Below are 17988 nucleotides of genomic sequence, written 5' to 3'. Positions count from 1 at the left end.
GCTACGCGTCCGGCCGCGCCGCCCGCAGCGCGAGGCCGGTCGCGACCGTCGTCAGCTCCTCGCCGCCGCGCAGGCGCTCGGCGCCGAAGCGCGCCGCGAAGATGCGGCGCACCGCGGGCACGAACGCCGAGCCGCCGGTGAGGAACACGACGTCGACGTCGCGACGATCGACGCCGCCCGCCGCCAGCACGCGATCGACGCACGCCGCGATCGCCTCCAGCTCCGGCGCGATCCAGGCCTCCATCGCGGGGCGCCCCACCTGGGCCGCCAGCGCGACCGGCGGATCGCGGAACGCGAAATCGGCCTCGCCGTGCGCCGACAGCGCGCGCTTCGTGCGCTCGACGGCACCGTGCAGCTGGAAGCCGAGGTCGTCCTCGACGAGGTGGCGCAGCGCCGCGATCTTCTCCGGCTCCAGCGCCTCGTGCTCGAGCGCACGCAACGTCTCCTGCGTCTCGCGCGTCTTCAGGAACGAGAGCCGGTCCCAGCGCTCGACGTCCTCGAAGATCCACGTCGGCATGGGCAGCTCGCGCCCGAAGGCCGTGCGCCGCAGCGAGCCGAGCCCGAGCCCCGGCGCGGCGAGGTGGCGGATCAAACGCGCGTCGAAGGCGTCGCCGGCGCGCGCCACGCCCTCGACGCCGAGGATCTCGCTCGCCGACGGGCCGAGGCGCACGAGCGAGAAGTCGCTCGTGCCGCCGCCGAAGTCGCCGATCAGCACCAGCTCGTCGTGGTCGAGGCGCTGGCGGTAGCGGTGCGCGGCGGCGAGCGGCTCCAGCTCGAAGCTGACCGGGCCGAAGCCGGCCTGCTCGACGGCGAAGCGCAGCCGGTCGCACGCGAAGCGATCGTCGTCCGGCTCGTGCGCCCCGGCGAAGCGCACCGGCCGGCCGACGGTGACCGGGCCGTCGACCGCGGCGCCGAGCTGCTCGCGCGCCGCCAGCCGCAACGGCCGCAGGAAGAGCGCGATCAGGTCCTCCAGCCGGTACTGCACGCCGAAGAGGCTCGTCGCCGTGAAGCGGCGGCTCGCGAGGTGCGACTTGATCGACTGGATGAGCCGCCCGCGCCCACCGGTCTCGAGGTAGGCGCGGATCGCCGCCGGCCCCGCCGAGACCCGCGGCGGCAGGCCCGTCTCGCCCGGCAGCTCGGGATCGACGTAGAGGATCGAGCGGAACGTCGCCGTGCGCGCGTCGCCGTCGCCGTGGGTGGCGAGGATCGGCTGGCCGTCCGGACCGACGACGGCGACGGCGCTGTTGGTGGTTCCGAAGTCGAGGCCGAGCACGGGGGGAGCATTCGTCCCCCAATCCGGACCCGCCGGCAACCTCGACGGGAGGTGCCTTCTGCTCTGGCGCCCAACGATCGCCGATGCGACAACGGTCGGGACGCTCCGGCGTCCCCGCCCCGCATGCACACATCCCTCGCTGCCGCCGCCCTCCTCCTCGCCCTCACGACGTCCGCCGCCGCGCGCGACTGGACCAGGCCCGGACCCTACGCCGTCGGCGTGCGGACGCTCACGTACACGAAGACGTCGGTGACGACCGGTGCGCCGCGCGTGCTCGCGACGCGCGTCTGGTACCCGACCGTGAAGCGCTCGGGCACGCCGTCGCCGCTCGGACTCGTCGACGCGAAGGTGAAGAAGGGCCGCTTCCCCCTCATCGTCTACTCGCACGGCAGCTGCGGCGATCCGGACGAGGCGACGTACCTGACGATGGCGCTCGCCAGCTGGGGCTTCATCGTCGCCGCGCCGCCGCATCCCGGCAACACGCGCGCCGACGGCTTCGGCGCGTGCCTCCAGGCCTTCGCCGACTCGGCCCGCAACCGCGTGCCCGACGTCCGCTTCACGCTCGACAGCGTGCTCGCCGAGAGCACGACGCGGACGTCGCCCTTCGCGAAGCGCATCCGGCCGACGGGCATCGGCATCACCGGCGGCTCGTACGGCGGTTTCACGACGCTGTGGTCGGCGCAGCAGGACACGCGCTTCACCGCGGCGATGGCCAACGTGCCGGGCGGCGCCGACGTGATCGCGCCGCTCGGCATTCCGCTCATGGTGCAGGGCGCCGAGAAGGACGAGATCGTCCCGTTCACGCCCGAGTCGGAGAAGGCCTTCGCGAGGGGGGCGGGGCCGCGCTACCTCGTGAAGCTGCTGGACGCCACGCACCTCAGCTTCTTCGACGACTGCAACGGCTGTCCCGCGACCAACGTGCCGCAGGGCGAGGCGCATCGCCTGATCGTGCGCTACGCGGTGCCGTTCTTCACGCGCTACTTGAAGAACGGGCGCGCCGCCGGGCGCGCGCTCACCAAGCCGGTCGCGGGCGTCGAGCTCACCGCCGAGCCGTGATCGCGGCGGGCGGCCGCGCGCGGGCTCAATCGGCCGGCAGGACGTTCGAGTGCCGCGCGTCGTGCTGGTACATGGGCCAGTCGGCGAGCAGGGGACCGGGCGTGCCCGGGACGTTCCAGATCAGCAGCTGGTGCTCGATCGGGTCGACCCAGAGGATATCCTTCAGCCCGTCGCCGTCGAGATCGGCGATGGCGGGCGTCGAGAAGCGGCGGTCGTCGACGGCGGGCGGGATCGGGAGCGTCGTGCTGCGCTGGTCGCCGCTCGGGTCGACCACCGGGATGGGCTTCGGAAAGCCCGGGAGGAGCGAGCCGTCGAGTCGCTGCACGACGACGGCTTCGCGCAGGCGCCGGCCGGCCGGCCCGCAGCGCCGGCAGGTGTCGCCGACCACACCGGCGACGAGCTCTTGCACGCCGTCCCCGTCGACGTCGCCGATGGCGACGCCGCCCACCAGCGTCGCAGCGGTCTCGAAGATGGTGTGGCGCAGGGGGAAGCGCATGTCCGGGGTGCGCTGGCGGTACGAGACGAAGGCGCCCGTCTCGGCCTCGCCGCCGGCGAGGCCGCGGACGTAGGCGTAGGCCTCGGCGGCACCGTCGCCGTCCAGGTCGGCGAAGCTGAGCGCGCCGCTCGACGGCCGCTTCGGACGCGCGAACGGCATCGCCCGCAGGGCCTTGCGCCGCCCATCGATCGCCACCGAGCGCGGCTTCAGCTTCACCTGCTTGCGGTCCTCCTCGAGCCACACGACCTCCAGGCGCCCGTCGCCGTCGAGGTCGGCCATGGCGACGTGCCCGAGGGGTTGGATGGGGCCGGCGAGCGCCGTGAGGACCCTGCCGTCGATACGTCGCAGCTCGGCCATCCCCCGCGCCCGCACCTTGCCGTTCGCGCTGCGCTGATGGTCGACGCGCGCGATCTCGGCGACGCCGTCGCCGTCGGCGTCGCCGACCGCGCTGGCGTGCGCGCCGAAAGACGAGACGATGGGCGCGCCCACGAACGATCCGTCGCCGTCGATGACGCGGATGCCCGTGAGCCCGGTGCAGACGATCTCGTCGACGCCGTCCCCGTCGACGTCGCCGGCGGTGAGCCAGTCGTGGGCGCCGGCGGCGAACACGTCGACGGCGACCGGGAAGCCCGGGAGCAGCTCGCCGGCCGCGCTCCAGGCGAAGACGTCGGTGCGGTTCGTGGCGATCACCTCGGGCGCGCCGTCGCCGGTGATGTCCGCGACGATCGGCGAGCCACGCGTGGTGACGTGCGGAAGGGCCAGCGTGGTCACGCGCTGCGGCCAGCCGGGGCGCACGCTGCCGTCCGGCTCGAACACCACGACCTCGTCGCCGGAGCCGACGAGGATCTCCATCACCCCGTCGCCGTCGAGGTCGGCGACCGTCAGGTACTCCGAGTCCTCGACCGGCACGAGCTGCCGCGGCCAGCCGGGGCGCAGCGTCGGGTCGATCACCACGCCGTAGCGGACCTTCTCCACCGTGCCGTCCGCGCTCTCCACCAGCAGCCGGAAATCGAAGCGGTCGCCCTGCACCAGCGCCGAGGCGTCGAGCGTCGCCAGGACGCCGTCGACCACCGGCGTCTCGGCGACGGCGGGCGACAGGCCGACGGCGGTCCACTGGTTCGGGTCGATCGCCGGCCGCCGGTACAGGACCCGGTAGCGGACGAAGCCCGGGCCGCCGGCCGTGCCGCGGATCTCGACCGGGCCGGCGGGCACGCCCGCGAGGAGCCTCGGCTCGGTGATGGCCGCGTACTCGACGTCGACGCTCACCATGTCGACGAACGTCTCGGCGCCGCGCTGGGCGGTGAGGCGCAGCACCCAGCGGCCGGCCTGGAGCGCACCGGCGTCGAAGGAGGCGAGCACCCCGTCGTCCACCTCGGCCGTGATCGGGCCCGCGATCGGCACCCAGCCGTCGGGGTCGCCGTCGGCACGATAGTCGAGCCGGTACGACTCGAAGCCCGGCCCGCGCGCCGTGCCGACGACCTCGATGCTGCCCGGGGCGACCAGCGTCACGAGACCGGGCGAGGCGATGTGCGCCTCGAGCGGCGGCGCGGCCGCGAGCGCCGCCGCCACGTCGAGCCGCCCGTAGCCGGCGGCGACGTCGAACCCCGGCGGGCCGGTGTCGAGCGCCGTCGTGCGCAGCAGCTGGCGCACCTGCTCCACACGCAGCCCCGGATCGTACGCCAGCAGCAGCGCCGCGGCGCCGGCGACGTGCGGCGCCGCCATGCTCGTCCCGGCGAGCCGCAGGTATTTGAGACCGCCGTGCGTGAGGGTGAGCGCCTTGTCGCGTGCCGCCGCCGGCACGATGAACGCGCTCTGCAGCGACAGCACGCTGGAGCCCGGGAAGGCGGCGGGGGGCGGCGGGTCGCCGCCGCCGGGCGCCGCGACGTCGACGCCGATGCCGAAGTTGGAGAAGTCGGCGCGGCCGTCGAGGCGGTTCGACGCCGCGACCGCGATGGTGGCCGTCGACGCCGCGATGAACGCACGGCGAACGTCGGTGCCGCCGTTGCCGGCCGAGGCGACGATCACCACGCCCGCCGCGTGGGCGTCGGCGAGGGCGGCGGCCAGCGCCTGCGTGCGCGGCGCCGTGAGGCTCAGGTTGAGGACGTCGGCGCCATTGTCGACGGCGTAGGCGACGCCGCGCACCAGGTCGGACACGAAGCCGGTGCCGAGCGGGCCGAGCACGGCCACCGGCATCACCGTCGCTTGGTGGGCGACGCCGATCACGCCGATGCCGTTGTCACCGGTGGCGGCGAGGATGCCCGCGACGTGCGTGCCGTGGCCGTTCTCGTCGAGCGGGCTCGGGTCGTTGCCGTAGAAGTCCCAGCCGCGCACGTCGTCGACGTAGCCGTTGCCGTCGTCGTCGATGCCGTTGCCGGGGATCTCGCCGGGGTTCGCCCACACGTTCGCGGCGATGTCCGGATGGGTGTGATCGATCCCGGTATCGACGATCGCGACCACCACGCCGGCTCCCTTGGCGACGTCCCAGGCGGCGGGCGCGCCGATGCGTCTCAGGCCCCAGAGATCGTCGAAGGGCTGCCCCCAGCTGCCCTGGCTGGCGAGGAACGGATCGTTCGGCAGCGCGGCGATCTCGACCACCGCGTCGGGCTCGCAGCTCGCGACCGCGGCGTCGCGCGCCAGCTCCGCCGCCACCGCCGCCATGTCGGGGTCGCGTCGCAGCTCGACCACCCAGGTGCGGCTCCAGTCGGTGACCCGCGGCTCCGCGACCGATCGCCGCCGCCGCTCCGGGAAGCGCGCCTGCGCGGCACGACGCCGCGCGCGTGCCGTCGCATGGGGCTCGGCGTGCAGGTCGCCGCGGCGAACCGGGATCAGGGGGCGGATGCCGCGCACGCCGCGCGCGCGCAGCAGCTCCGCGAGCCGGCTGCCCGGGGGCAGCCCGGTGATCGACTGCCCGGCCGCCCAGCGACAGGCGAGACAGACGTCGACGCCGTCGCGCAGGCGCAGGATGACCCGATCCGGCGTGCGGGCGACCCGGCCCGCGACCCCGTCCCGGCTGGCCTCGGCGGCGGCGCCGGCCTCGGCCGACGCGCGGCCGGGAGTCGCGCACGGGGAGACGAGAACGAACAGCAGCAGCGCGACGCGACCACCCAGCATCTCGGACCTCTCTCGGGCAGGGTGACCGTAACGTGTCGCGTCATCCCCTGTCCATGGGATTCTGCGCCGCAGCGACGAAATGTGCGCCTGCGGGAGCGGAGGCTCCGAGGGCGGAGACTCGCCGCGCCCCGGGACGGTCACCGGCCGTCCCGGGGCGATGGGCCCTGGAGGGGTTCAGGGCCCGTGACGACTAGCGATCATCCTGCGCCAGCCGCAGCTCGAGGGGGCCGTTACGGAGCGCATCGAACCAGGACGTCTCCCAGCAGGTGCCGTCGGACGAGCGGATCTGGGCGAGCACCCCGAGCGCCGCCGGAAGCGGGCCGGGATCGAGCCCCTCACCGCGCGCGCGCAGCTCGACCCGCGCTTGGCCGGCCGTCCCCGCCTGCAGCGTCATCGACCGGACGCCGTCCTGTCGCCCGACACGATCACCGTAGCGATAGCCGCGGCGCAGCCCGCGCCAGCAGGGACGGCCGTTGCACCGTCCGCCGGCAGGAACCCGAACGCTGGCGAGAAGCCTGCCGAATCCGAAGCCATCGTGGACGCACACCTCCCACTCGGTCGCCCGACGTGGATCGCCCAAATCCGAGATGTCGACCGACGTGGCGGGCACGAAGCGCAGTCGCAGCGCGTCGTCGCGATCACGAACGGCGTCGGCGACGCGCAGCTGCGAAGCCGCCGGGATCGGCTCGCAAGCGAAGCTGGCCCGATCGACGCAGCCCTGGAAGAAGTCGCACGACCGGCACGGGCCGCAGTCGATCGGCTCCCCCTCGTAGCAGAAGCCGCCGAAGCAGGTTCCATCGCCGGTGCAGGCGTCGAAGTCGTTGCACCGGGTGCCGTTCGGCGCCGTAGTCCCGATACAGACGCCGGCGATGCAGGTGTCGTCCGTGGTGCAGGCCTCGAAGTCGTCGCAGGGACCGGACACCTCGGTACGCTCGCACGAGCCGGCACCGTCGCACACGCCGTGCATGCACACGTTCCCGTCGTCGCACGTGCTGCCGGCGGGATCGGGCCGGCAGCTGCTCGAGCAGCAGTCGCCCGCGTCCCGATTGCCGTCGTCGCACCCCTCACCGGGGTCGAGTCTGCCGTTGCCGCATCGCGACCCGGTGACGAAGAGCGTGAAGGTGGACGAGGAGCAGCTCATCGTCCCGGTGAAGCTGGCACCGTCCGGTGCGACCACGCCCGCCAGCTGCGCGGGGCGGCAGAAGCCCTCACCGCCCTCGACCACGAATGCCCCGGACACGGAATCGACGCTCCCCGCCAGGGTGCCGGCCGACAGCACGCAATCGCCCTCGACGAATAGGCTGGAGCCGGCGGTGGTGAACGTCATGCGACAGGCGAAGAGCGGGCTGTTGGACGTGAAGCCGATGCCGACGTGCCACGGACCGGAGACGTCGATGGCTCGAGCCACGGCCGGTAGGAACAATCCGAGCACGGCCACCATCCATGTCGTTCGTCGCATCGTACCCTCCCTCCTTCTCGCCGCCCCACCGGCGGCATGCGTGATGCGGGTGAGGCTACGAGAGCGACGCGCGACGGTGGAAGGCCGTGCGGTGCCCGCGGACACGGATCCTCGGGCGGCGTCACGCGACCTCGTGCGCCACACCGGGCAGCATGAAATGCCCGTCTTCCACCGCCACCTTGCGCTCGTCGGCGAGCCGGCCGAGGGCGCGGCACACGGCGCTGCGGGAGCTGCCCGCCAGGCGGGCGAGCTGGCCGTGCGTGAGTCGGATGCTCAGCCGAAGCCCATCCCCGGACTGCTCGCCGAAGTCCCGCCCGAGCCCGAGGAGGGCAAGGCGCACGCGCGCCGCGAGCGGCATGGTCGCGAGAACGGTGCGGTCGTGCAGATGCCGCGACAGCGCCCGGGCGCTGTGCGCGAACAACCGCAGCATGCCGGACGCAGGCAGCCGGCCGAGCGCGGCGGTCACGGTCGCCCGGTCGAAGCAGGCGACGGCGGCATGCTCGTGCGCAACGGCGCGCGCAAACGCCACGTTGCCGCCGGTCAGCCGTACGAACTGTCCGGCCGCGACGATCTGCACGATCGGCCCGGTGCGCGGCACGCCGACCTCCACGCGCACGGAGCCCTCGAGGACGAGCCCGACGTCATCGCCCTCGATCAGATCGTCTCCGCGTGCGGCCCAGACGACGCGGGCCGAGCCGACGAGGAGGTCGACGGCCTCGGCCGTCAAGCTCAGGCTCGCGCAGAGCCCCATCAGTACCTCGCGTGTCCGGGCCCGCAGCACGGTGGCGCTGCGCGGCCCGTGGCTCGGGCGCACGAGGCACGACGCCGGGGGGGCTGCGGGACCGTCGGGCGTCGGCACGACGAGATACCCTCCGCACCTGGCGAGACGCCCGCGCGCCCGCAGGCGGATCATCGCGTGGCGTACCGAGGTCGGTGCGGCCGCCACGAGCTCACCCAGATCCTGCGACCTGAGGCGCACGCCGATGCGCGTGCGGCCGTCCCCATGCGGCACGCCGTGGGCACTTGCCAGCACAGCCAGCCGGTGCTCGAGGCGATCGTCGAGCCGTCGCACGAGATCGAGGCAGCGGTCCACGAGCAGCCCCGACACCGCGCGCCAGCCGTGCGAGACGAGGCGCAGGCGATGCGCGGGCGACAGGATCGCCAGCACCCGCTCCACCACCTCGCGGCCGATGGTCGCCACCCGGGCCGGTCCGTGCGCGACGGCCCGGAACTGGCGTCGTGCGGCGGCGTCGAACGACCAGGGGACGCCGCAGATCCCTCCGGGCTCGACCAGCTGCACGGCGACGCAGCGGCGGTTCCAGCCCCGGCACGCGAGCTTCACTGCCCCGCGCACGACGAGGTACACGCGATCGTGGGCGTCGCCCGCCCCGAAGATCTCGCGCCCGGCCCCGAAGGGGACGGTACTGCGCACGCAATCGACGAGGACGTCGGTTGCAGGCCCGGGAAGACCGACGCGCCGGGCGAGCGTGTGCAGCGCGGCGAGCAGGTACGGGTCGGTGGGACGTTCGAGGCGAGTCGTCATGCCCAACGGGAGTGACTTTCGAGGGCACGCGGGGACTCCGGACGTCACGCGACGGCGTCATGGATGATCCAACGGACGGGCCGCTTGGCGTCGGGACGGTAGACGAGGCACCGGCCGTAGCTCAGCGAGCGGTCGAGATGTGCTGCCAGATCTGGAAGCGCCCTGCGGAACGTGTCGACGACCCTTCGGATCGACTTGCGGGCGGCGAGGCGCGCGCACTCGCTGCCAGCGCCCGCCTGCCAGGGCTTCCCGCGCCGTCCTCTATCGCCGGACAGCCGCGCCGCGATCCGGGCCGCTTCGTGCCGCGCCGCCTCGGCCGCGTCGATGTCGCCGCATTCGGCCGCGGCGCGGGCCTCCTGGGCGAGCCGCCGTTCCTCCTGGCGGAGACTCCTCGCGGCGCGGGCATCGCAGCCCGACGGCACGCCGGGCGACACTTGTGCCGATCCCCCGCACAGCTCGACGGCATCGATCTCGATACCCGGCTGGCGCAACAGCTGCACGAGGCGATGGAGCCCGGCGGCGTCCTTTACGACACACCGCTGGCGATCGAACTCGATCTCCCAGCAGGAGCCGGGCCGCATGAAGCCCACGACCAGCGATTCGAGGCCGGGCTCGTGCAGCGACACCGCCGGCAGGGCCTGCTGGATGCGTTGCACGCGCGCCGCGAGCGCCGACAGCCCGAGCTGCGCCGCAGTAGCCGCCGCGGCCGTCAGCAGCGCGCGGACACCCGTCGGCGGATTGGCAACGCCCCGGTCGAGGAGCATGCCGGCGTAGGCGACCTGCGTACGTGCCCGCCACTGCAGGAGGCCGCAGCTCGCCTCGAACGCCAGCGCGGCGTCGAAGTGCTCGGCGGCGTCCTCGTGCCGGCCGAGCGTCGCGGCGAGCAGCCCGAGATAGTGCCGCACCGGCGCGTACACGGCCGCCGGGGGCAGGGTGACCAACGAGGACGCGAACGGGAGCATCGCCACGTAGAACTGCGCTGCGCGCCCGCGGTCGCCAAGGAGGGTGCAGGTCTCCGCCAGAAAGGAGAGGGCAGCAAGCCAGGTCGGATTGCGGTCGGCGTTCCAGCGTCCGTCCTCCAGGACCACCTCGTAGACACGGCGCGCGTCGTCGAGCCGGCCGGCCTCGGCGTACGTGACCGCGAGCGCACTGTGCGCTGCAGGTGCGAGCGTGGGGAACGCGGCCGCCAGGTCGTGCAGCGCGTGCACCAGCTCGTCGTGCTGGCCGAGCATCCACTGCAAGGCACCCACCTGGACGCCGAAGAACAGCACCGCGTTCGGGTTGTGGGCCTGCTGCCCCTGGCAGAGCGCCTCGTCGGCCCCGCCGCGCACCGCGGCGAGCTCGCCGCCGGCAGCGGCGAGACAGGCGGCCGCCGTCGCGACGAGCCAGCAGTAGTACGGCTGCGGCTGCGCACTCGCGGCGTCGCGCGCCGCCGTCAGGGCGAGGCGGGCAACCTCGAGCTCGCCCCCCTCGAGCGCAACCAGCAGCCGGAACATCTGGCCTTCCACGACCCGACCCGGATCGCGCAGGCATTCGCCCAGCGCCGCCAGCTCGTAGGCGAGGGCGCGGCGCTCCCGCATGCTCTCGGGAGTCCACAGCGCCCAGTGCGTCGAGCGCAGCACGCCGGCCAGCACGTCGGGGCGGCCGAGTCGGCGCGCCATCGCGAGCGCGGCGCTGGCGAGCGGCACGCGCTCGGCGGCGCGCGGCGAGAACGTGAGCTCCTCGGCGAGGCGCGCCATCGCGAGCGCGCGCTCGGCCGTAGGCCCCTCGGGCAGGATGTCCAACACCTCGGTCAGCAGCGCGACGAGCGTCTCGTTGGCGCTGGTGACGCCGAAACCCTGCAGGCTGCCGGCAAACCCCAGCACGGCGCGCGCCAGCACGAATGGCGCTCCGGCACGGCGGGCACTCTGCACCGCATCGAGCGCGAGGCGATGGGCCGAGGCCGCGTCACCTGCGCGCCAACGCGCGTGGGCCAGCGCCGTCGTGAGCTCCGCCCGCAGCGCCTGCGCGCCGGGCACCTCGCCGGCGACCATCTCGAGAGCGGCGTCGAGTCGGTCCACGACGTCCCCCCATCGCCGGCCGCGGACCGCCGTAGCGGCGTCGTCGACGGCGAGCGCCACCGCCGATCGCGCCGGCGGCGAGAGCGGCGCAGCCGCCAACGCCGTCGCCAGCACGGCTTGCTCGTGCGCCCATGCGTCGTAGCCGCGGGCGCCATCCAGAATCCCGACCATTTCGACTTGCATACGAGGAAGATAGCCGTCGCGCTCGACGACGTATCCGGTCGCCCCGTCGCACGAGATCTCCGCGCCGACCGCCTCCGACTCCGGACCGACCACGACGATCAGCGGAATCCGGGATGCCCCGCTACGCAGCGCCGCCAGCAATGCGCGACCTTCGCCACCGCGAAGGCGGTGGTCGACCACCACCGCCCCAAAGCCACCGTGCGTGACGCAGGCGAGGGCGGCATCGCCGGTGTCGACGCGGACCACGTGCAACCCGAGCCCGCCGCCGTCGAGCGCCTGCTCCATCGCGCGCCCGGCTACGTCGTCGTTTGCGACCAGCAGCACCCTGGCGTCCATGGCCTCTTAAGGCCCGCCTGTCCGCAACCTCCGCGGGCAGCGACGAGCCTCCGCTCCCTGCCGAGGAGCCTGCCCGCTCCAGCGGGAACGCGTCAACAGATTTCTGCGCGTATTGCATCCGTCCCGATCCAATCCGCTCGCACATAGCACCGCACGCGCGCGTGGGATGCGCGCCGGCCTCCGCCCGGCGCGGAGCGAGCGTCACGCGCCGTCCGTGCGCGCGGACGCGACGGCGCCGACGCGGCCCTGGTGCACGGAGCGGGCGCGGAGCCGCCCGGTGCGCTCGCGGATCGCTACTCGCGCACGAGGATGTGCGCCGCGCAGACGCTGCCGCCGCCCATCATGTGGCAGAGGCCGGCCTTCGCGTTCGGCACCTGGCGCTTGCCCGCCTCGCCGCGCAGCTGGAGCGTCGTCTCCCAGATCTGCGCGAGGCCGGTGGGACCGCCGGGATGGCCGCGGGCGATGAGGCCGCCGTCGGTCGAGAACGGCACCTTGCCGCCGGGACCGAACCAGCCCTCCTCGATGCCCTGCTCGGCCTCGCCCTCGCGGCAGAAGCCGAGCAGCTCGTAGTACTCGAGCTCCTCGATCGCGAAGGCGTCGTGGACCTGGACGAGATCGATGTCCTCCGGGCCCAGACCGGACTGCTCCCAGAGGTCCTTCGCGGCGTCGCGGCTCATCTGGGCCGGTCCGACGACGGGGCCCATGAAGAGGTGGCCGCGCTCGTACTTCTCGCTGCCGAGGTGCGAGGCGGCGATGGTGACCACCGGACGGTCCGGCTGGTACCTCTTCGCCAGGTCGGCGCGGCAGACGATCGCCGCGGCGCCGCCGTCACCGATCGGGCACGACATCATCGCGGTGAGCGGCCAGGCGACCATCTTCGCGGCGAGGACCTTCTCCGGCGTCACCGTCTCCTGCGCCTGGCGCTGCGCGAACGGGTTCAGCGCGCCGTAGTTCCAGTTCTTGGCGGCGATCTTCGCGAGGTGCTCGGGCTTGGTTCCACGCTCGTGCATGCGGCGCGTCGCCCACATCGCGAAGAAGCCCGCGGGCAGGATGGCCTCGTCCATGTCCTGCGGGTTCGGCATCGAGCCCATGACGTTCGTCATCTTGTCGAAGCCGAGGACGAGGACGCGGTCGTACCAGCCGGCGGCGACGGCCATGTAGGCCTCGCGCAGCGCGCACGAGCCGGTCGCCGAGGCGTTCTCGATGCGCTGCACCGGCACGCCGGTGACGCCCAGCTCCTTCACCGTGCGCACGCCGGCCATGGGGGTGAGGAAGATGTGGCCGACGTAGACGGCGTCGATGTCGGCGAAGGTCATGCCGGCGTCGTCGAGCGCGGCGAGGCCGGCGTCGCGGCCCATGACGCTGTGATGCGTCTCGTAGTTCATGCCGAAGCGGGTCATCCCCACCCCGAGGATCGCGACCTTGTTCCTGTCCATCGTGCTCAGCTCCCCGCCGGCTTGAACCGGATGATGACGACTTCCTGCCCGTTCTCCTCGCGGAGGCCTTCGAGCTCGCCGGTGAGGGGCATGCCGATCGTGTAGTCGTCCCGCTTGCCCGCGAGCGGCACCTGGAGCCGCGGCCCTTCCGGCAGATCGATCTGCCCGACGCCGTAGCCCTCCATGTGCTCCATCTTCATGGAGCCGAAGAGCGGCATGTGCACCCAGGTGTAGGCGTAGAGCGTGCCGCGGGCGGGTACGCGCGCCTCCTTGGTGTTGCGCGAGAGGCACTTCGCACACACCAGGCGCTGCGGGAAGAAGTACTCGCCGCAGTCCTCGCACCGGGTGCAGATGACCTCGGGCGCGGCGGCGTGGTCGTCGGGGATGGTGAAGTACCCGGGCTTGATCGGCACCCGGAGCGTGGCCTGGCTCATGGCGGCGGGGAAACTGACACGGCCCCGGCCGCGATGTCCAGCGCTGGGCGAACGCTCGTTTGGGCGGCGGACCCGCATGGCTCGGCGGCCCGCCGCCGCGTATCGTCGCGGCGATGAGCATCGCGCAGGAATACGGCGCCGTCGCCGCCCGCTACTACGATCCGGCCCACGGCGACCTCCGCGGGCGCCACGACGTCGCGTTCTACGGGCGCCTGGCGCGTGAGGCGGGCGGCGCCGTGCTCGAGGTCGGCTGCGGCACGGGTCGCGTGCTGCTCCCCATCGCCCGCGACGGCGTCGCCTGCGTCGGCCTCGACGCCCACGACGCCATGCTGGACGTCCTGCGCGCCAAGGAGCCGCCCGCGAACCTGCGGCTCGTCCGCGCGCCGATGCAGGGCTTCGACCTCGGCGGCGAGCGCTTCGCCCTCGTCTACTCGGCGTTCCGGGCGTTCCAGCACCTCTACACGGTCGACGACCAGCTCGCCTGCCTCGCCGCCGTGCGCCGCCACCTCGCCCCCGGCGGCCGCTTCGCGTTCGACGTCTTCAACCCCGACCTGACGCGTCTCGCGGCGCACAGCGAGGACATCACCGAGGACGCGAGCTTCGCCGACGGCGACGACACCATCGGGCGCTGGATCGGCATCGAGCGCGACTACGCCACGCAGGTGCAGCAGGTGACCGTCCGCTACCTGCGCACGCGCGCCGGCCGCCCGCTCGATACGGAGGAGGAGACCTTCGGCATGCGCTGGTTCTTCCGCTTCGAGCTGGAGCACCTGCTGGCGCGGGCGGGGTTCGCCGTCGAGGCGCTCTACGGCGACTTCGACCGCCGCCCGTTCGAGGGCGACAGCCCGGAGATCGTGCTGGTCGCGCGCGCGGCCTGACCCGTTCCGGTTGACCCGGCGGGTCTGCCGGCCGTATGCGCGCCGCGCATGGGGCGCCTGCTCGCGCTGCTGGACGACGGCGACGCGGCCGGCCGCGCGCTCGGACTGCGCGCCTTCGAGGTGATCCTCGTCCTCGTCGTCGCGGCCGAGTACTGGGCGCGCGCGATCCCGAAGTGGGGCCTGCTCGCGCCCGCGTACCACGGGCATCTCGCCCTGGCGTCGGTGCTGTGCCTCGTGGCGCTGCGCCGCGCGTGGCGACGCCCAGCGCTGGCGGCGCTGGCCGCGAGTCACGCCATCCTCGTCTGGCGCGAGTTCCCGGCGACGGGGAACCACGCCTACCTCGAGGTCGTCTTCTTCGCGCTGGCGGCGCTGTGCGCCACCGGTACGCGCGACGACGACGCGCTCGCGCACCGCGCGATCCGCTGGCTCGTCTGCGTCGTCTTCTTCTGGTCGGCGGCGCAGAAGCTCGCCTACGGCTACTGGACGAACGGCGCCTACCTCGCCTTCTCGCTCGACAGCGCCGGCTTCCGGCCGGTGCTGGCGTGGCTCATCGACCCGGCCGAGCTGGCACGGCTCTCGACCTACCGCGGCCGGCCGGGCGACGGTCCGTATCTCGTCGCCGACTGGCGGCTGCTCGGGGTCTCGAACGGCACGTGGGTCGTCGAGCTGGCGCTGGCGCCGCTCTTCCTGTGGCGGCGCACGCGGCGAGTGGCGGCGCTGCTCGGGCTCGGGCTGCTCCTCGGCATCGAGGTGGGCGCGCGCGAGATGTTCTTCGGGCTCGTGTTCGCGAACGCCATCGCCCTCTACCTGCCGGGGACGTGGCATCGCCGGGCCGTGCCGCTCGTCGCGGTGCTGCTCGCCGCGCTGACGCTCTCACGTCTCGGCGTCCTGCCGGAGATGGTGTTCCATTGAAGACCCGCGTCGTGCACGCGGCGCTCGCGCTGCTGAGCCTCTGGCCGCTGGCCCAGATGGGGCTCGTGGCCCGCTGGGACGTGAGCCCGTGGAAGCTCGCGGGCTGGGGCATGTACGCCACGCCGCGCTTCGACATGGTCGGCATGGAGGTCTACGGCCGCCTGCCGGACGGCGGCGAGCAGCAGCTCACCGACGCCGCGCCGGCGCTGCGGGCGCAGGCCACGGCCTTCCTCGAGAGCTACCGCTGGCTGCGCGACCTCGCACCGCACGCGCGCTTCGCGCGCGCGGTGCTGGCGGCGAACCCGCAGTGGACGGCCGTCCGCCTGGTGCTGTTCCGCCCGACGTTGGATGCGCGTACCGGCATGGTCGAGCTGACCCGCGCCGAGTACGCGCACCCCCGTCGTTAGCGGTTCGTCAGGCCGTCCTCAGGGATTGCACTGGACGAAGTAGCGGGACGTCGCCGAGCCGTTCAGCGCCGCCGAGCAGGACGGCCGGCCGTTGCAGCACGACCCGATGCCGAGCGGCGGGCACGACACCGGCTGGCAGCCGTCGCCGTCCTCGCCGCCCGTCCCGAAGCAGGTCGAGTAGCCGGTGAAGCTGTTCACCGAGTACGGCGCCGCGAGCGAGCAGACCAGGTCGACGTTGTTGTTCGGCCGGTTGATGGTGACGCTGCACCCGGTCGGACCGTTCTGCGCCGCGGTGCCGCCCGGCCACTCGGCGGAGTCGAAGGGACCGCCGTTGTTGCTCGTCACGGTGAAGGTGAACATCTGCCCGGGGCACTTGCAGAGGCCGCCGTTGCAGGAGTTGGTGAGGCAATCGCCGTTGCTCAGGCAGGAGCGGTTCAACGCGCAGTGGGCGCAGCTCGGCCCGCCGCAGTCGATGTCGGTCTCGCTGCCGTTCTTCACGCCGTCGGTGCAGGTCGGCGACTGGCACAGATTGCCGATGCAGATGCTGCTCGCGCAGTCGCCGGCCACGTTGCAGGCGCCGCCGGGGCCGCAGCCCGGACACCCGCCGCCGCAGTCGAGGCCGGTCTCGGTGCCGTTCTTCACGCCGTCCGAGCAGGTCGGCGCCTGACAGACGTTGCCCGTGCAGACGCCGCTCAGGCAGTCGGACGCGCCGACGCAGCCCTGGCCGGCGGGGCAGGCGCCGCAGAGCGGACCGCCGCAGTCGACGCCGGTCTCGGCGGCGTTCTTCACCCCGTCCGAGCAGGTCGGCGCCTGGCAGACGTTGCCCGTGCACACGCCGCTCGTGCAGTCGCCGCCGTCGAGGCACGACCCGCCCGGACCGCAATCCGGGCACGAGCCGCCGCAGTCGACGTCGGTCTCGCTGCCGTTCTTCGCCCCGTCGGTGCACGTGGGCGTCTGGCAGACGTTGCCGGTGCAGACGAGGCTCTGGCAGTCGATGTGGAACGTGCAGCCGAGCCCGTTGCCGCAAGGCGGGCAGGAGCCGCCGCAATCGACGTCGGTCTCGCTGCCGTTCCGGGTGCCGTCGTTGCACGCCGGCCCCTGGCAGACGTTGCCGGCGCAGACGCCGCTCTGGCAGTGCGCCGCCATGCCGCAGCCCTGCCCCGCCGGGCACGGCGGGCAGACGCCGCCGCCGCAGTCGACGCCGGTCTCGCCGCCGTTCCTGATCGCGTCGCCGCACGTCGCCGCCTGGCAGACGTTGCCCGTGCACACGCCCTCGACGCAGTCGGTGCCGACGAGGCAGCCCTGGCCGGTGGCGCAATCGGGACAGGTCTGGCCGCAATCGACGTCGGTCTCGCTGCCGTTCTTCGTGCCGTCGTTGCAGCTCGGCGCCTGGCAGACGTCGCCGGTGCACACGCCGCTCGTGCAGTCGGTGAAGGCGCCGCAGGCGCTGCCGGGACCGCACGGCGGGCAGACGCCGCCGCCGCAGTCGACGTCGGTCTCGCTGCCGTTCTTGACGGCGTCGCCGCAGGCGCCGGGCTGGCAGACGTTGCCGGTGCAGACGCCGCTCACGCAATCGCCGGCGCCGTTGCAGCCCTGGCCGTCGGCGCAGTCGCTCGGACACGCGCCGCCGCAGTCGACGTCGGTCTCGCTGCCGTTCTTGACGGCGTCGCCGCAGGTGGGCGCCTGGCAGACGCCGCCGGTGCAGACGCCGCTCTGGCAGTCGGCGGCGACGATGCAGCCGGCGCCGGCGCCGCAGGCGCCGCACGAGCCGCCGCAGTCCACGTCGGTCTCGCTGCCGTTGCGGGCGCCGTCGCTGCAGCTCGGGCAGGTCGTCGGCACGCCGCGCTTCAGGATCAGCTTGTAGCCGCTGCCGTTGACGCGGTGGAGGACGCTGCTGCCGCTGCCGGTCGCGTACCGGGAGCAGAGGCGGTGGGTGGAGCCGTCGGCCGCGTTGGTGATCGTCAGCACGGTGACGACGCCGCCGGGGCCGGGAGGCGTCGCGATGTCGAGGCCGCCGAGGCCCCTGGCGACGATCTTCGCCAGCTTGCCGCCCTTCACGACCGCGGACTTCACCGCCGTCGGGCCTGCCGGCGCCGAGCCGTTGGCGAACTTGAGCGTCGTCGGGCTGGCCGACTTCCAGGGCGACGGCAGGACGAGGACGGCCTTGTTCGCCGGCGTATCGACGTAGTGGACCTCGAGCGAGGCGCCGATCTGCGCCGGCGTCGCCGACGCGCCGAAGTGCACGTTGGGGTCCTTCTGGAGCGACTTCAGCGTGTGCTTGCCCAGCGCGGACTGGCTGATCGAGACGCTGGAGCCGATCACGCCCACGTCGGTCGCCCACGAGCTGACGGCGACCCACAGACCCGCCGCCGCGATCGTCGTCGCGGCGAGCACCCGGACCATG

General features: G+C 73.5%; 12 protein-coding genes. 4 read left to right on the top strand and 8 right to left on the bottom strand.

From position 1 onward, the window contains the following. Position 1: 1 nt before the first annotated feature. The gene (locus KIT14_05495; protein MCW5889989.1) at positions 2-1744 is read right to left on the bottom strand and encodes an Hsp70 family protein; all 1743 of its coding nucleotides are present in this window, start codon (positions 1742-1744) and stop codon (positions 2-4) included. Here KIT14_05495 and KIT14_05490 point away from each other — a divergent pair. Continuing rightward, positions 1700-2329 (top strand): prolyl oligopeptidase family serine peptidase, encoded by a 630-nt coding sequence (locus KIT14_05490; protein ID MCW5889988.1) that lies wholly within the window; start codon positions 1700-1702, stop codon positions 2327-2329. The genes KIT14_05495 and KIT14_05490 overlap by 45 nt on opposite strands. A gap of 25 nt (positions 2330-2354) precedes the next feature. Here the strand turns inward: KIT14_05490 and KIT14_05485 are convergent, their stop codons facing one another. The 6 genes from KIT14_05485 to KIT14_05460 all read right to left on the bottom strand — a co-directional run bounded on the left by KIT14_05485 (position 2355) and on the right by KIT14_05460 (position 13387). Continuing rightward, entirely contained in the window at positions 2355-5936 is a 3582-nt protein-coding gene (locus KIT14_05485; protein ID MCW5889987.1) for a S8 family serine peptidase, read from the bottom strand. 190 nt (positions 5937-6126) lie between these two features. After that, positions 6127-7395, bottom strand: a complete 1269-nt coding sequence (locus KIT14_05480) for a hypothetical protein (protein MCW5889986.1) — start codon at positions 7393-7395, stop codon at positions 6127-6129. 121 nt (positions 7396-7516) lie between these two features. Further along, the gene (locus KIT14_05475) at positions 7517-8938 is read right to left on the bottom strand and encodes a cyclic nucleotide-binding domain-containing protein (protein MCW5889985.1); all 1422 of its coding nucleotides are present in this window, start codon (positions 8936-8938) and stop codon (positions 7517-7519) included. 44 nt (positions 8939-8982) lie between these two features. Then, complete coding sequence (locus KIT14_05470; GenBank protein MCW5889984.1) at positions 8983-11517, bottom strand: hypothetical protein; 2535 nt, start codon at positions 11515-11517, stop codon at positions 8983-8985. A gap of 293 nt (positions 11518-11810) precedes the next feature. Further along, positions 11811-12953, bottom strand: coding sequence for a thiolase family protein (locus tag KIT14_05465; GenBank protein MCW5889983.1), 1143 nt, complete (start codon positions 12951-12953; stop codon positions 11811-11813). Positions 12954-12958: 5 nt separating this feature from the next. Beyond that, positions 12959-13387, bottom strand: coding sequence for an OB-fold domain-containing protein (locus tag KIT14_05460; GenBank protein ID MCW5889982.1), 429 nt, complete (start codon positions 13385-13387; stop codon positions 12959-12961). Positions 13388-13500: 113 nt separating this feature from the next. On the opposite strand from KIT14_05460, the gene KIT14_05455 reads away from it, so the two are divergent. From KIT14_05455 to KIT14_05445, 3 genes are read left to right on the top strand one after another with little or no spacing between them, the layout of a single operon-like run. After that, positions 13501-14265 carry a class I SAM-dependent methyltransferase gene (locus KIT14_05455; protein MCW5889981.1) on the top strand — a complete coding sequence of 255 codons (765 nt, stop codon included), beginning with the start codon at positions 13501-13503 and terminating at the stop codon, positions 14263-14265. Between the two features lie 48 nt (positions 14266-14313). Beyond that, positions 14314-15177 (top strand): hypothetical protein, encoded by an 864-nt coding sequence (locus KIT14_05450; protein ID MCW5889980.1) that lies wholly within the window; start codon positions 14314-14316, stop codon positions 15175-15177. Further along, complete coding sequence (locus KIT14_05445; GenBank protein ID MCW5889979.1) at positions 15174-15584, top strand: hypothetical protein; 411 nt, start codon at positions 15174-15176, stop codon at positions 15582-15584. The genes KIT14_05450 and KIT14_05445 overlap by 4 nt, the downstream gene beginning before the upstream one ends. 18 nt (positions 15585-15602) lie before the next feature. Here the strand turns inward: KIT14_05445 and KIT14_05440 are convergent, their stop codons facing one another. Then, the gene (locus KIT14_05440; GenBank protein ID MCW5889978.1) at positions 15603-17987 is read right to left on the bottom strand and encodes a hypothetical protein; all 2385 of its coding nucleotides are present in this window, start codon (positions 17985-17987) and stop codon (positions 15603-15605) included. Position 17988 lies beyond the last annotated feature (1 nt).

It is taken from the genome of bacterium (genome assembly GCA_026129405.1).
In the GTDB taxonomy this organism is placed as follows: domain Bacteria; phylum Desulfobacterota; class Binatia; order DP-6; family DP-6; genus JAHCID01.
The sequence above is the reverse complement of the archived record's forward strand: the minus strand, read 5'-3'. Positions and strand labels throughout refer to the sequence as shown.

What these genes read in the sequence shown, in the direction of transcription:
- KIT14_05490 (MCW5889988.1), top strand. Translation starts at nt 1,700, where the DNA reads ATGGCGCTCGCCAGCTGGGGCTTCATCGTCGCCGCGCCGCCGCATCCC.
- KIT14_05495 (MCW5889989.1), bottom strand. Translation starts at nt 1,744, where the DNA reads ATGCGGCGGCGCGGCGACGATGAAGCCCCAGCTGGCGAGCGCCATCGT.
- KIT14_05485 (MCW5889987.1), bottom strand. Translation starts at nt 5,936, where the DNA reads ATGCTGGGTGGTCGCGTCGCGCTGCTGCTGTTCGTTCTCGTCTCCCCG.
- KIT14_05480 (MCW5889986.1), bottom strand. Translation starts at nt 7,395, where the DNA reads ATGCGACGAACGACATGGATGGTGGCCGTGCTCGGATTGTTCCTACCG.
- KIT14_05475 (MCW5889985.1), bottom strand. Translation starts at nt 8,938, where the DNA reads ATGACGACTCGCCTCGAACGTCCCACCGACCCGTACCTGCTCGCCGCG.
- KIT14_05470 (MCW5889984.1), bottom strand. Translation starts at nt 11,517, where the DNA reads ATGGACGCCAGGGTGCTGCTGGTCGCAAACGACGACGTAGCCGGGCGC.
- KIT14_05465 (MCW5889983.1), bottom strand. Translation starts at nt 12,953, where the DNA reads ATGGACAGGAACAAGGTCGCGATCCTCGGGGTGGGGATGACCCGCTTC.
- KIT14_05460 (MCW5889982.1), bottom strand. Translation starts at nt 13,387, where the DNA reads ATGAGCCAGGCCACGCTCCGGGTGCCGATCAAGCCCGGGTACTTCACC.
- KIT14_05455 (MCW5889981.1), top strand. Translation starts at nt 13,501, where the DNA reads ATGAGCATCGCGCAGGAATACGGCGCCGTCGCCGCCCGCTACTACGAT.
- KIT14_05450 (MCW5889980.1), top strand. Translation starts at nt 14,314, where the DNA reads ATGGGGCGCCTGCTCGCGCTGCTGGACGACGGCGACGCGGCCGGCCGC.
- KIT14_05440 (MCW5889978.1), bottom strand. Translation starts at nt 17,987, where the DNA reads ATGGTCCGGGTGCTCGCCGCGACGACGATCGCGGCGGCGGGTCTGTGG.